Here is a 14075-nt window from a genome sequence, read left to right as displayed (position 1 = left end):
GAGCGACCGAGCAGACGTGAGCAGGGTCCGATGAGTCTCGCGCTGCGCTACGCCGCCCGCTCCGACCGCGGTCTGGTCCGCGGCAACAACCAGGACTCGGTGTACGCCGGGCCCCGGCTGCTGGCCGTGGCCGACGGCATGGGCGGCCACGCGGCCGGCGACGTCGCCAGCAAGGTCGTGATCGCCGCCCTCGAGCACCTCGACGACGACGCGCCCAGCGGCGACATGCTGCAGGCGCTGCGCGAGGCGGTCTTCGACGGCAGCGAGCACCTGCGCGAGGTCATCCGCGAGTCGCCGCAGCTGGAGGGCATGGGCACCACGCTCACCGCCGTCCTGTTCGCGGGCGGCCGGATCGCCCTGTGCCACGTCGGCGACTCCCGCGCCTACCTGCTGCGCGACGGCGTCCTCACCCAGATCACCCACGACGACACGTTCGTGCAGACGCTCATCGACGACGGCCGGATCACGCCCGAGGAGGCCAACCACCACCCGCAGCGCTCGCTGCTGCTGCGGGCCCTCAACGGCCAGGACGTCGACCCCGACCTGTCGATGCGCGAGGCCCGCGCCGGCGACCGCTACCTGCTGTGCTCCGACGGGCTGTCCGGTGTGGTCAGCGAGGAGACGCTGGCCCACGCGCTCGAGGACCCCGACCCGCAGTCGACTGCCGACCGGCTGGTCGAGCTCGCGCTGCGCAGCGGCGGCCCGGACAACATCACCGTGATCGTCGCCGACGTCGTCGAGGACAACGGCTCGGGCAGCATGGACCCGGTCGTCGACGGCGCCGCCGGCGACAACCGCGGGCAGCGCGAGGTCGACCCCCGCTCGGCCGCGGGGCGGGCGGCCCTCGCCGATCCGCCGCCGGTCCCGCCACCCGCGCCGACCGCACCCACGGCCGCTGCTCCCCCCGACCGTCGCCGCTCCCGGCGGCGGTTGTTCGTCGCTGGGGGCGCGGTGCTCCTCCTGGTGGGCGCCGGCATCGCCACCTGGCTGTGGGTCCTCACGCACTGGTTCGTGGGCGTGGCGGCGGCCGCCGACGGCAGCGACCACGTGGCGGTCTTCCGCGGGTTCAACGCCGACCTGCTCGGGCTCGACCTCTACCGCGTCGACGAGGTCACCGACATCCCGCTCGAGGACCTGTCGTCCTACGACCAGAACAGCGTCCGGCAGGGCATCGACGCCGACGACGTCGACGACGCCCAGCGCATCGTCGACGACCTGCACGCGGCCGCCGTCCCCGAGTGCCCGGCCGGGGTGACCGAGGAGCGGTCCTCCGACAGCCCCGCCTCCAGCGCCGCGCCGTCCGACCTGTCCCCGCTCCCCAACGAGGGTGGCCTGCCGGTCCCCCCGTCCGAGTCCTCCCCGACGTCGCCGAGCCTCTCGACGTCCTCCTCGACCACGGGGCCCGAGCCGGGGGTGGACTGCCGGGAGGCGGAGTGATGGGCAGCCCCTCCACCGACCCCCGGGCCGCGCTCCCCGGCACGGTCGTCCCGAAGCGGCGCAACACCGAGCTGGCGCTGCTGGGCTTCGCCGTGCTCATCACCCTCGCGGCGCAGTGCATCGTCGACATCACCCTCACCGGCTCGCTGCGCCCGGAGCTGGCCACCTTCGGCGGCTGGTTCGCCGCGCTGTGGCTGGTGGTGCACCTGGTGGTCCGCCGCTTCGCGCCCTACGCCGACCCGCTGCTGCTGCCCGCCGTCGCGGTGCTCTCGGGCCTGGGCCTGACGATGATCCACCGGCTCGACCTGGCCGGCCTGCAGGTCGACGCCGAGGCCACCCGCGAGGACGCCCCCGTCCAGCTGCTGTGGGCCACCGTGGGCGTCGCGCTGTTCGTCGCCATCCTCGTGGTCCTCCGCGACCACCGGCTGCTGTCGCGCTTCGCCTACACCCTCGGCCTGGTCGGCCTGGTGCTGCTCGCGCTGCCCGCGGTGCTGCCCGCGTCGGTCTCGGAGGTCTACGGCGCCAAGATCTGGATCCGCGTCGCCGGGTTCAGCATCCAGCCCGGCGAGTTCGCCAAGATCTGCCTGATCGTCTTCTTCGCCGCCTACCTGGTCGACAAGCGCGACGTCCTGGCCCTGGCCAGCCGCCGCGTCGCCGGGCTGGAGCTGCCCCGCGGCCGCGACCTGGGCCCGGTGCTCGCCGTCTGGGTGGTGTCGATCCTCGTGCTCGTCTTCGAGCGCGACCTGGGCAGCTCGCTGCTGCTGTTCGGCATCTTCGTGGTGATGCTCTACATCGCCACCGAGCGGGCCAGCTGGCTGCTCATCGGCCTGGGCCTGTTCGCCGCCGGGGCGTTCCTCGCCTACCAGCTGTTCGGGCACGTCCGGGTCCGCGTCGACACCTGGCTGGACCCCTTCGCCTACCGCGACGAGGGCGGCTACCAGCTCGTCCAGTCGCTGTTCGGCCTGGGCACCGGCGGGCTGTTCGGCGCCGGGCTCGGCGGCGGCCGCCCCGACCAGGTGCCGGTGGCCAAGAGCGACTTCATCGCCTCCGCGCTCGGCGAGGAGCTGGGCCTGTTCGGCCTGGTCGCGGTCATCGTGCTGTACCTGATCCTGGTCGAGCGCGGCCTGCGGACGTCGCTGGTCGTGCGTGACGCCTTCGGCAAGCTGCTCGCCGGCGGGCTGTCCTTCGCCATCGCCTGGCAGCTCTTCGTCGTCCTCGGCGGCGTCACCGGCCTGCTGCCGCTGACCGGCCTGACGACGCCGTTCGTCGCCTACGGCGGCTCGTCGCTGGTGGCCAACTTCGGCCTGGTCGCCATCCTGGTGCGCATCAGCGACGCCGCCCGCCGCCCGGCCACCCCGCCCGCCCCGCCGAAGCAGGCGCTGGGCGAGGCCCCGACCGAGGTCGTGAGCTCGTGAACGCCCCGCTGCGACGGGTGGCGATCAGCGTGCTGGTGCTGTTCACGCTGCTGATCGTCAACGTCAACTACATCCAGGTCGTGCGCTCCGACGAGCTGCGCGAGGACTCCGGCAACACCCGCGTGCTCACCGAGGAGTACTCGCGCGAGCGCGGGTCGATCGTGGTCGACGGCACCGAGGTGGCGCTGTCGGTGCCCACCCAGGACACGCTGAAGTACCTGCGCCAGTACCCGCAGGGGCCCACGTACGCGGCGGTCACCGGCTACTACTCGCTCATCTACAACAGCTGGCAGATGGAGCGGGCGGCCAACGACGTGCTCACCGGCTCCGACGCGCGGCTGTTCACCCGCCGGCTGGCCGACCTGTTCACCGGCCGCGACCCGGCCGGCGGCGACGTCGTCCTGACCCTGGACCCGGGCGTCCAGGAGGCCGCCATGGCCGGCCTGGAAGGGGTGACCGGCGCCGTCGTCGCGCTGGACCCGTCCACCGGCGCGGTGCTGGGCATGGCCAGCACGCCCACCTACGACCCCGCGCAGCTGTCCAGCCACGACCCGCAGGCGATCCGCGACTACGCCGCCGAGCTCGACGCGCTGGAGGCCGACCCGCGGCTGAACCGCGCGATCCAGGACAACTACCCGCCCGGCTCGGTGTTCAAGGTGATCGTGTCGGCCGCGGCGCTGGCGACCGGGGAGTACACCCCCGACACCGTCGTCCCGGCGCCGGACACGCTCACCCTGCCGGGCACCTCGACCCAGCTGCGCAACTTCGGCAACTCCTCGTGCAGCAGCAGCCAGGAGCAGTCGCTGATCGACGCGCTGACCATCTCCTGCAACACCGCCTTCGCCCAGCTGGGCATCGACCTCGGTGAGGACCGCGTGCGCGAGATGGCCGAGGCCTTCGGCATGACCGGCGAGGGACTGGACATCCCGCTCGAGGTGGCCGGCAGCAGCGTCGGCGACATCGAGAGCGAGGCGGCGCTCGGGCAGAGCTCGATCGGCCAGCGCGACGTGCGGATGACCCCGCTGCAGGCGGCCATGGTCGCCGCCGCCGTGGGCAACGACGGGACCCTGATGACGCCCTACCTGATCGACCAGGTGCGCGCCCCCGACCTGACGGTCCTCGACCAGGCCGACCCGGAGACGTTCTCCGAGCCGGTCACCCCCGAGGTCGCCGACCAGCTGCAGGAGATGATGGAGAGCGTCGTCGCCAACGGCAGCGGCCGGGCCGCCCGCATCGCGGGGGTGACCGTCGCCGGCAAGACCGGGACCGCGCAGGTCTCCGGGGACGTCCCCGACCACAACTGGTTCGTCGGCTTCGCCCCGGCCGACGACCCGCAGATCGCCGTCGCGGTGTTCGTCGCGAACGGCGGGGGTACCGGCGGGGACGTCTCCGCACCGATCGCCGGCGACGTGATGCAGGCCTACCTCGAGGGTCAGGGGGGCTGATGGCCCTGTCCACCGGCACCATCCTGGCCGGCCGCTACGAGATCACCGAGCCCATCGCCACCGGCGGCATGGGCGAGGTGTGGCGCGCCCGCGACCGGGTGCTGGACCGGGTCGTCGCCGCCAAGGTGCTGCGCAGCGAGTTCACCGGCGACCCCAGCTTCGTCGCCCGGTTCCGCAACGAGGCCCGGCACACCGCGGCGCTCTCGCACCCGAACATCGCCTCGGTCTACGACTACGGCGAGAGCACCGACGAGCGCGGGCACCAGCTGGCGTTCCTCGTCATGGAGCTGGTCGAGGGCAAGCCGCTGGTGACGATCCTCCACGAGGAGGGCCGGCTGCCGGTCGACTGGACGCTGCACGTGCTCGGGCAGTCCGCCGACGGCCTGTCCGCAGCGCACGCCGCCGGGGTGGTGCACCGCGACATCAAGCCGGGCAACCTCATCGTCCGGCCCGACGGCGTGGTCAAGCTGACCGACTTCGGCATCGCCCGCACCCGCGACGCGACGCCGCTGACCCGCACCGGCATGGTCGTGGGCACCGCGCAGTACCTCTCCCCCGAGCAGGCGCAGGGCATGGAGGTCACCGCCGCCTCCGACGTCTACTCGCTGGGCGTGGTGGGCTACGAGTGCCTCACCGGCGGGCGGCCCTTCGACGGCACCTCGCAGGTCGCCATCGCGCTGGCGCACATCAACCGGACGCCCCCGCCGCTGCCGGCGGAGATCCCCCCGCAGGTCCGCCTGCTCATCGAGCGGGCGCTGGCGAAGGACCCGCGCGACCGGTTCGCCGACGGCGCCGCCTTCGCCGCCGCGATCCGCTCGGTGGCCGGCGGCAACGGGCTGGGCCCGGCGACCGCGGCGACCGGGGCGCCGTCCACCGGCCTCGCGGCGGCGACCACCGAGGTGATCCCGGAGGTCGACGGCGACGGCACCCGGGTGCTGGGCGGGCCGGTGGCCGGTGCCGCCGCCGGCGCCGCCGCGGTGGCCGGCCCGCGCACCGGGGGCCGGCACGCGGCCGGGGCGCGCACCATGCCGCCGCTGCAGGGCCCGCCGGTCGACGATGACGACGACCGCGGCCGGGTCGCGGCCGACGCGCCGCGCGGCGGCAACCGCCGGTGGGCGGTGGTCCTGGCGTCGCTCGCGCTGGTCGCGGCGCTCGTCGCCGGCGCCTGGTTCCTCCTGTCCGGCAACGGCGAGGGCGAGGGCGGCACCACCGCCGACCCCACCGCGACCAGCAGCGCGCCGACCGGCGGCTCGGCCGACCCCACCCAGGACCTCGTCACCATCCCCGCGGCCGCGCAGTACCTCGGGGAGGACGCCGACGACGTCGAGGCCGTGCTGCGCGAGGCGGGCCTCGACGTCGCCCGTGTCGACGCCACCGACGAGGACCTCGCCGCCGCAGGGATCGAGCTGAGCGCCGGGGACGTCGCCGCGGTCGACCCGGCGGGCATCCCGGTCCCCCGCGGCACCACCGTCACGCTGTCGGTGGCCCAGCAGGACTACAGCCCCGAGGTGGCCGAGGAGCCGGAGGACTCCGGCAGCGGCGACGACCAGGGCGGTGAGGACACCGGCGACCAGGGTGGCGACGGCACCGGCGGCCAGGGCAACGGCGGCGGGGGCGGCGGTCAGACCCAGTCGTCGGGCCCGACCCGGTCCTCCACCTCGTCGTCGGCGAGCAGCAGCTCGTCGTCGGCCCCGTCGACCACGACGCCGAGCAGTCCGCCGGCGACCCAGGGCGGCACCACGGCGCCGCCACCGACGGCGGACCCCACGACCGGGGACGACGGGACGACCGACGGGACCGGCACCGACCCGGACACCGGCGGGGGGACCGGGGCCGGAGCCGGCGCGGGGGCCGGGTCCTGGACGCCCGGCCCGGCGTCCGCTGGGGCTGCCGGGGCCGGCGGTACGCAGTAGTGACACCGCTCCTCCGCGGTGCCCGCGTCACGGGCTCCCCCGCCGTTAGGCTGCCCGCCGGGACCGGGGACGGCCCCGCCGCTCCTCCGTGTCCGGGTCCGCCCGCGCCGCACCACCGCACCGCCCGAGAGGACCACCGATGACCACCCCCCAGGTTCTCGGCGAGCGCTACGAGATCGGCGGGGTGCTCGGCCGCGGCGGCATGGCGGAGGTGCACCGCGGGCGCGACCTGCGGCTGGGTCGCGAGGTCGCGGTCAAGGTGCTGCGCAGCGACCTGGCGCGCGACCCCTCGTTCCAGGTGCGGTTCCGGCGGGAGGCGCAGGCGGCCGCGTCGCTCAACCACCCGGCGATCGTGGCGGTGTACGACACCGGCGAGGACCGCACGAGCACCGGCGCGACGCCCTACATCGTCATGGAGTACGTCGAGGGCGAGACCCTGCGCGACGTGCTGCGCCGCGACGGCGTCCTGGCGCCGGAGCGGGCGATGAGCCTGACCGCCGACATCTGCGCCGCCCTCGACTTCAGCCACCGCAACGGCATCGTGCACCGCGACGTGAAGCCGGGGAACGTGATGATCACGCCCGACGGCTCGGTCAAGGTCATGGACTTCGGCATCGCCCGCGCCGTCTCCGACTCCGCCGCGACGATGACCTCCACGGCCGCCGTCATCGGCACCGCGCAGTACCTCTCCCCCGAGCAGGCCCGCGGCGAGTCGGTCGACGCCCGCTCCGACGTCTACTCGGTCGGCTGCCTGCTGTTCGAGCTGGTGACCGGGGCGCCGCCGTTCACCGGCGACTCGCCGGTGTCGGTGGCCTACCAGCACGTGCGGGAGGACCCGCGGCTGCCGTCGTCGATCAACCCGCGGGTGCCGCCGGACCTCGACGCGATCGTCCTCAAGGCGCTGAGCAAGAACCCGGCCAACCGCTACCAGTCGGCCGCGGAGATGCGCAACGACCTGCTCCGGGCGCTGGCCGGGCAGCGGGTCGAGGCCACCCCCGTCATGGGCGACGACGAGAAGACCACCATCCTCGGCGCCACCCCGGCCGGCTACGGCGCCGGCGACTGGGACGACGACGAGGCGGCCGGCCGGCGCCGGCGCAACCGCGTCATCGCCGCCGTCGTCGGGGCCCTGGTGCTCATCGGCGCCGTCGTCGGGGTCGCGCTGCTGGTCGACTCCGGTGGCGAGGACGACCCGGCACCGGAGGCCACCACCACGCAGGTCACCGTCCCGGCGCTGGTCGGGGAGCAGCAGGCCGACGCCGAGGCGGCGCTGCGGGAGGCCGGCCTGACCGTCGGCGAGGTGACCCAGCAGGTCACCGACGACGACGCCGCCGTCGGCACGGTGCTCGACAGCGACCCGGACAGCGGGGCGCAGGTCCCGGAGGACACCACGGTGGCCCTCACCGTCGGTGTCGCCCCCGACACCGCGACGATGCCGCAGGTCGTCGGCCTCGACGAGGACCGGGCCAGGACGGCGCTGGAGAACGCCGGCCTGACCGGCAACGTCAACTCCGACCAGGCCGACTCGCTCGAGGCCGAGGGCACGGTCGTCGCGGTGGACCCCGAGGAGGGGACGGCGGTCGACCCGGACACCACCGTGACGCTGTCGGTCTCCGACGGCACCGCGGCCGTCCCCGACGTCACCGGCCAGGAGCAGAGCGCGGCCACCCAGGCGCTGCGCGCGGAGGGGTTCACCAACGTCACGACCGAGGAGGTCGACTCCGACCAGCCGGCCGGGACCGTCGTCGCCACCGCTCCCGCGGCCGGCCAGCAGGCCGCCGCCGACGACCAGATCACCCTGCAGGTGTCGGCCGGGACCACCGAGGTCACGGTGCCGCCGTCGATCGTCGGGCAGACCGAGCAGCAGGCCCGGCAGACGCTGGCCGCCGCGGGGTTCACCGGCACGATCAGCATCACGGACCTGCTCGCCGAGGAGGGGCAGACACCGGGCACGGTGGCCGGCAGCCAGCCGCAGCCGGGGCAGACCGTCGAGGCGGACGGCCAGATCACCCTGATCGTGTACCGACAGGCCGCGGGCGGTGGGACCACCGGGAACACCGGAGGCTCGACCGGGACGGGCGCCGGAGGGGCGGACGGGAACCCGGCCACCCCGGAGTGACGTCACGACGCAGTGAGGGCCCCTCCCGGACGGGAGGGGCCCTCACTGCGTCACAGGGGCGTCAGGAGACGGCGGCGGAGAGGCGACGCGCACCGGCCGCGGCGGCCTCGACGACGGCCTCGTCCGGGGCCAGGCCGCACGCGGCCAGCCACGTGGCCAGCATCCGGTGGCCCCCCTCGGTGAGCACCGACTCGGGGTGGAACTGCACCCCCTCGACAGGCAGCTCGCGGTGCCGCAGCGCCATGACGATGCCCGACGGCGTGGTGCCGGTGACCTCGAGCTCGGCGGGGACGGTCTCCCGGTCGACGGCGAGGGAGTGGTAGCGGGTGGCGGTGAACGGCGAGGGCAGGCCGGCCAGGACGCCCACGCCGTCGTGCACCACCTCGCTGGTCTTGCCGTGCAGCAACTCGGGCGCGCGGACCACCTCGGCGCCGAAGGCCTCCGCGATGGCCTGGTGGCCCAGGCACACGCCGAGCACCGGGGTGCCGGCCTCGGCGGCGGCGCGCACCATCGGCACGGTCACACCGGCACCGGCGGGCGTGCCCGGGCCGGGGGACAGCAGCACCCCGGCGACGTCGAGGTCGGCGAGCTCGTCGACCGTCACCGCGTCGTTGCGGCGCACCACGCACTGCACGCCGAGCTGGCCGAGGTACTGGACCAGGTTGTAGACGAAGCTGTCGAAGTTGTCGACGACGAGGACCGGGCGGCTCACGGTCCCTGTGTACACGCGCGCGGCTCAGCCGTCAGCGGCTGTGGCGTAGGCCATGTCCAGCGGCGCGGTGTAGGCCGGCAGCAGGACCTCCGGCCGGTCCCGCACGGCGAAGGCGAGACCGAAGTCCTCGACCGCCTGCCGGAAGACCGCCACCTGCGGGGAGGCGTCGAGCTGGGCCCGGACGGCGGCGGGGTCCACGACGGCGGTCACGACGAACGGCGGCGACCAGGTCCGGCCGTGCAGCAGCAGCACGTTGCCCACGCAGCGGACGGCGCTGGTCGCGATGAGCCGCTGGTCCATGATCGCCACGCCGTCGGCACCGGCAGCCCAGACGGCGTTGACCACGGCCTGGACGTCGGACTGGTGGATGACGACGTCGTCGGGACGGGCACCGGCCGGCAGGCTGCCGTCGGGCCGGCGCGGGGCGTCGTCCAGGGTGATCTCCACCCCCCGGCCCCGCAGCGCCACCACGCCCGCCGAGACCGAGCCCTGATCGCCGTCGGCCTGCGCGGCGGCGACCGCGCCGTCGCGGCCGGCGGCCTGGTCGGTGAGCACCTGGCCCTGCCGCCGCAGCTCCGCGAGCTGGGCCTCCTGCTCGGCGATGACCTCGTTGCGCTCGGCGATGAGCGCCGAGAGCTCGGTGACGTCGCCGGCGCGCAGGTCCGACCCCTGCGCGGTCTGGCCCGAGGTGGCGAACAGCAGCCCCGCGGCCAGCGCGACCACCGGCACGAGCGCGCCCCAGGCGGTCCGCCGGCGCCGGACCGGTCCCGGTCCCGCGGCCGGGGACTCCGAGGGCGTCACGGGGGCTCCAGGAGGACGGGAGGGACGGCGCGACGCCCGGCAGGACGGTCGGCGCGACCGGGGTGGTCGTCTCGCAGCTTAGGCTGGGAGGCGATCGTGCCGGTCGCGACGGACCGGCACCCCGAGCGAGTCAGCAGGAGTCGGTCCCGGTGCCCAAGTCCAAGGTCCGCAAGAAGTCGGTCTACACGCCGCCGGAGGGCGTGCTGCAGTCGCGCTCCGCGGCCGCCCGCGCCGTCCAGCCCAGCCCCCGCTGGTACGCGCCGCTCATGGTCACGCTCATGCTGCTCGGCCTGCTGTGGATCGTCGTCTACTACGTGGCCGGTGACCGGATCCCCTTCATGGTCTCGCTGTCGGCGTGGAACTTCGCCATCGGCTTCGGGGCGATGGTCGTCGGGCTCGTCATGTCGATGCGCTGGCGCTGACACCGGGCCTCTGCCGCCCCGTTCCGGCACGTCACCAGGCCCCCGTCCCTCCCGGGACGGGGGCCTGGTGCGTCCCGGGACCCCTACACCAGCCCTGCGCCGGGCCCGGCCGGGGGGTGTGGACCGCTGTGCACAGGCCGTCGGTGGATCCACAGATCGACATGACGTTCCGCCCCCAGGGTTGTCCACCACATGTGGAGAACGCCTGTTCGACAGCACCGCGCTGACCTGCGCCTATGCCAGAGGTGGGACTCGTGTGGCCTGGAGGACGGCCGCGTAACTACAGGTCTGTGCTTTGTCCCCAGCTGTGTACCCAGCTGTGGACGAGTCGACATGACCGCAGGCACCGGACGGTCACGCACCGCGAGCGGGTGGGTGCTGTCGAGGAGTCGACACGCGCGCCGAACAGGGCATATCCCCAGTGACGACCCCTCGTCCCCAGCCCCGCGTCCCTGTGGACGGAGCCGACGGCGGTGTGTCCACCGGCCTGGGAGGGTGGGGACGTGCAGTGGTCGGCGCGGACGGCGGAGACGGTCGTGCTCGGGACGGGCGGCGTGCTGCTGGTGCTGGCCGCGCTGACCCTCGACACCGCCGGCCGGGTGCTGGTCGGCGCCGCCGGGGTCCTGCTGCTCGCGCTGGTGCTGCGCGACGTCGTCCTCCGGCCGCGGCTGTCGGCCGGTCCCGGCGGCGTCGTGGTCCGGACCCTGGCCGGGCACACCCGGCTGGCCTGGCCGGGCCTGAGGGTGCGGCTGCGGGACACCCGCCGGCTGGGGGTGCGTTCGCAGCTGCTCGAGCTCGACACCGCCAGCGGCCCGGACGACGACGGCACGCTGGTCCTGCTGGGCCGCCGCGACCTGGGCGCCGACCCGGCCGCCGTCGCGCTGGCCCTGGAGGCGCTGCGCCCGGGGTGACGCGGGCCGTCAGCCCAGGACGGTCACCGGCACGGGCACCACGAGGACCAGGACGACCAGCACGACCGCGAGGGCGGCCAGTGCGGCGGCCTGCAGCGCGACGCGGCGCCGGGTGAGCACGAGCAGCGTGGTGGCGACCAGGCCCGCGACCAGGCCGCCGAGGTGCCCGAGCAGGGACACGTTGGGCAGGAAGCTGATGACGACGTTGATGGCCAGCAGGGTCAGCAGGCCACGCAGGTCCTGGCGGGCGGCGACCATCAGCACGCCCAGGGCGCCGAGGAGCCCGTAGATCGCCGCCGAGGCGCCGGCGACGGGCCGGGCGGGGTCGCCGAACAGCTCGATGGCCACGGCGCCACCGAGTGCGGAGAGGAGGTAGACCGACAGGTAGCGCCACCAACCCAGCCGGGCCTCGATCTCGGGGCCGAAGAGCAGCAGACTGAGCATGTTGAGCAGCAGGTGGGTGATCCCGATGTGCAGGAACGCCCCGGTGATCAGCCGCCAGTCCTGGCCGTAGACGTCGACCAGCACGGGGACGAGCGAGAAGTCGGCGAAGACCGGCGAGCGGAAGTTGTCCAGCGGGCTCTCACCGACCGAGACCGCCGAGACGGCGGTGACGACGAAGACGACGAGGTTGACCGCCACGAGCGTGGCCGTGACGGGGCCGAAGCGCCGGCGCGCGGCGCTCCACCTCGAGACCGGCCGCGGCCGGCGCACCCCCGCGTTGCCCGCGCGGACGTCGTCGGGGCACTGGAAGCCGACCGACGCCGGCGTCATGCACTCCGGGCAGATGGGCCGGTCGCAGCGGGTGCAGCGGATGCCGGTGGGCCGGTCGGGGTGCCGGTAACAGGTGGCCGGCGGGGGCACCGGCGGCGGTGCGGCGCCGCCGGTGCCCTCGTCGGGTGGGGAGCTGGTCAGCTGCGCTGCACCTCGACCGACTGGATGACGACGTCCTCCACCGGCTTGTCGTTGCGGCCGGTGCGCACGGTGGCGATGCGGTCGACGACCTCACGGCTGGCCTGGTCGGCCACCTCGCCGAAGATCGTGTGCTTGCGGTTGAGGTGCGGCGTGGGGCCGACGGTGATGAAGAACTGCGAGCCGTTGGTGCCGGGCCCGGCGTTGGCCATGGCCAGCAGGTACGGGCGGTCGAAGGCGAGCTCGGGGTGGAACTCGTCGCCGAACTGGTAGCCGGGGCCGCCGAAGCCCTGACCGAGCGGGTCCCCGCCCTGGATCATGAACCCGCTGATGACGCGGTGGAAGATCGTCCCGTCGTAGAGCGGGTCGGTGGTCTTCGCGCGGGTGGCCGGGTGCGTCCACTCACGGCGGCCCTCGGCCAGGTCCGCGAAGTTCGCGACCGTCTTGGGCGCGTGGTCGGGGAACAGGTCGACGGTGATGTCGCCGTGGTTGGTGTGCAGCACCGCGCGGCGGGCGGGCGAGGTCGATTCGGTCACGCCCCCACTCTCCCATCCCCGCCGCCGGGCGGGCCGGGCCAGGTCAGGAGCGCGTCGGAGGAGTGGAGACGAGGGGAATCGAACCCCTAACCCCCGCCTTGCAAAGGCGGTGCTCTGCCAATTGAGCTACGTCCCCGGGGGTGCTGCCCGGAGTGGCCCCGGAACGGGGCCGCGGGTCAGCGGGTGGTGGGGCGGCTGACGGCGTCCGGGCCGCTCGTGGCCTCGTGCCAGAGGTCGGCCTCGGCCTTGCCGGTGCCGGCGGAGCGACGACGGAGGGCGGCGACGGCGCCGGCCGCCGCGGCGACCAGGGCCAGCTGCTTGAGCACTCGGTACCTCCTGGGAACGACCGCGGCCACGGACGGGGCCGCGCTGCCGCGGTGCCGTGGGCACCGGTTCACGGGTGGGCCTGGGAGGACTTGAACCTCCGGCCTCATCCTTATCAGGGATGCGCTCTAACCGCCTGAGCTACAGGCCCGTGGACCTCGACCAGCTTACAAGGCCGGTCCGGGGCCCCGGCGGGCGGGGCCCCGGCCGCTCAGTCCCGCTCGGCGAGGGTGACCTCGAGACCGCCCACGAGGTCGGCACAGAGGTTGTAGATGAACGCCGCGATCGTGGCCAGCGCCGTCATCAACACGATGTTGATGGCGCCGATGACCGCCGCGCCGCCGAAGACGATGCCCGGCGTGATGACGTCGCCGCCGCCCTCGCCGCCCGAGGACGTGCCGAGCTGGCCGAACAGGTCGTTGAGGGTGTCGAAGACGCCCAGGCCGGACAGGACGCCGTAGAGGACCCCGACCGCCACCATCCAGATGAAGAACAGCGCGATCGACAGGACCAGCGAGATCTTCAGCGCCGACCACGTGTCGATGTGCCGCAGTTGCAGCCGGGCCCGGCGCGGACCGCGGTTGCCACGGCCCTTGGCGGCGGGCCGGCCGGCCTGCTGGCCCGCCTGCTGGGGCGGCGCCTGCTGCGGCACGGCCTGCTGCGCGGGCGCCTGCTGCGGGGGCCGCGGGGCGGCCGTGGCCGGCGGTGCCACCTGCGTGACACCCGACGGCGGCGGCATCGTCGCGTCGGCCGGCCGCTGGTGCTGCTGCGCGACCTGCTGCGGGGCAGCGGACGGCGGCTGCGGCGGGGCCTGCTGCGCGGCCAGCCCGCCGGTGACCGGCTTGGTCAGGGACGCGCCCCCGCCGGCCGCGCTCGCGCCCGCGGGCGAGGCTCCGGACGGACCGGGGGTCTGACCGGTGACGGGCGCCGAACCCGTCGCCGGGGCTCCGTCCGCTCCGGCTGCGCCTTCCGGGCGGACCCCGGTGCGCACCGCCTGCGGCCGGTCGCTCATGCCGTTCTCCCGTTCGCCTGCGGCCCTCGCCGCGCTCTCGCGTCCGGGTGCCCCGGCGCGGTGCCGGAGGCGCCCGGGCGCCGGTCGTGTCCGTCATTGGGAGCCGGGGGTGGGGC

General features: G+C 74.8%; 13 protein-coding genes and 2 tRNA genes. 7 read left to right on the top strand and 8 right to left on the bottom strand.

The features are described from left to right. Positions 1 to 30: 30 nt before the first annotated feature. The 5 genes from ACI79O_RS13120 to pknB all read left to right on the top strand — a co-directional run bounded on the left by ACI79O_RS13120 (position 31) and on the right by pknB (position 8329). Positions 31 to 1437 (top strand): PP2C family protein-serine/threonine phosphatase, encoded by a 1407-nt coding sequence (locus ACI79O_RS13120; RefSeq protein WP_456914351.1) that lies wholly within the window; start codon positions 31 to 33, stop codon positions 1435 to 1437. Then, positions 1437 to 2852, top strand: coding sequence for an FtsW/RodA/SpoVE family cell cycle protein (locus ACI79O_RS13115; RefSeq protein ID WP_456875788.1), 1416 nt, complete (start codon positions 1437 to 1439; stop codon positions 2850 to 2852). Before ACI79O_RS13120 ends, ACI79O_RS13115 begins: the two co-directional genes overlap by 1 nt. Beyond that, a complete protein-coding gene (locus ACI79O_RS13110) occupies positions 2849 to 4297 on the top strand; it encodes a peptidoglycan D,D-transpeptidase FtsI family protein (RefSeq protein ID WP_456886527.1) in 1449 nt (482 codons plus the stop codon). Before ACI79O_RS13115 ends, ACI79O_RS13110 begins: the two co-directional genes overlap by 4 nt. After that, on the top strand, positions 4297 to 6210 hold the full coding sequence (locus tag ACI79O_RS13105; protein ID WP_456914350.1) for a serine/threonine-protein kinase: 1914 nt from the start codon (positions 4297 to 4299) through the stop codon (positions 6208 to 6210). The genes ACI79O_RS13110 and ACI79O_RS13105 overlap by 1 nt, the downstream gene beginning before the upstream one ends. Before the next feature lie 139 nt (positions 6211 to 6349). Continuing rightward, entirely contained in the window at positions 6350 to 8329 is a 1980-nt protein-coding gene (pknB, locus tag ACI79O_RS13100; RefSeq protein WP_456914349.1) for a Stk1 family PASTA domain-containing Ser/Thr kinase, read from the top strand. A 61-nt stretch (positions 8330 to 8390) separates the two neighbouring features. Here the strand turns inward: pknB and ACI79O_RS13095 are convergent, their stop codons facing one another. After that, positions 8391 to 9041: an aminodeoxychorismate/anthranilate synthase component II gene (locus ACI79O_RS13095; RefSeq protein WP_456886532.1), complete on the bottom strand. Its 651-nt coding sequence runs from the start codon at positions 9039 to 9041 to the stop codon at positions 8391 to 8393. 24 nt (positions 9042 to 9065) lie between these two features. After that, entirely contained in the window at positions 9066 to 9842 is a 777-nt protein-coding gene (locus tag ACI79O_RS13090) for a DUF881 domain-containing protein (RefSeq protein ID WP_456914348.1), read from the bottom strand. A 149-nt stretch (positions 9843 to 9991) separates the two neighbouring features. Between ACI79O_RS13090 and crgA the strand changes: the two genes are divergently transcribed. Then, positions 9992 to 10264 (top strand): cell division protein CrgA, encoded by a 273-nt coding sequence (gene crgA, locus ACI79O_RS13085; protein WP_456875782.1) that lies wholly within the window; start codon positions 9992 to 9994, stop codon positions 10262 to 10264. A gap of 503 nt (positions 10265 to 10767) precedes the next feature. Further along, positions 10768 to 11175: a PH domain-containing protein gene (locus ACI79O_RS13080; protein ID WP_456886536.1), complete on the top strand. Its 408-nt coding sequence runs from the start codon at positions 10768 to 10770 to the stop codon at positions 11173 to 11175. Positions 11176 to 11184: 9 nt separating this feature from the next. On the opposite strand, the gene ACI79O_RS13075 is transcribed toward ACI79O_RS13080, so the two are convergent. From ACI79O_RS13075 to ACI79O_RS13050, 6 genes are all read right to left on the bottom strand, one after another. Then, on the bottom strand, positions 11185 to 11949 hold the full coding sequence (locus ACI79O_RS13075; RefSeq protein ID WP_456886538.1) for a rhomboid family intramembrane serine protease: 765 nt from the start codon (positions 11947 to 11949) through the stop codon (positions 11185 to 11187). A gap of 137 nt (positions 11950 to 12086) precedes the next feature. Next, complete coding sequence (locus tag ACI79O_RS13070; RefSeq protein ID WP_456886540.1) at positions 12087 to 12623, bottom strand: peptidylprolyl isomerase; 537 nt, start codon at positions 12621 to 12623, stop codon at positions 12087 to 12089. A gap of 63 nt (positions 12624 to 12686) precedes the next feature. Further along, positions 12687 to 12759 (bottom strand) — tRNA-Ala (locus tag ACI79O_RS13065). Positions 12760 to 12799: 40 nt separating this feature from the next. Beyond that, the gene (locus tag ACI79O_RS13060) at positions 12800 to 12949 is read right to left on the bottom strand and encodes a DLW-39 family protein (RefSeq protein ID WP_456875778.1); all 150 of its coding nucleotides are present in this window, start codon (positions 12947 to 12949) and stop codon (positions 12800 to 12802) included. Positions 12950 to 13024: 75 nt separating this feature from the next. Further along, positions 13025 to 13098, bottom strand: a tRNA-Ile gene (locus tag ACI79O_RS13055). A gap of 60 nt (positions 13099 to 13158) precedes the next feature. Next, complete coding sequence (locus tag ACI79O_RS13050; protein ID WP_456886541.1) at positions 13159 to 13959, bottom strand: DUF3566 domain-containing protein; 801 nt, start codon at positions 13957 to 13959, stop codon at positions 13159 to 13161. Positions 13960 to 14075 lie beyond the last annotated feature (116 nt).

Source organism: Geodermatophilus sp. SYSU D00696 (assembly GCF_054050235.1).
The sequence above is the reverse complement of the archived record's forward strand: the minus strand, read 5'-3'. Positions and strand labels throughout refer to the sequence as shown.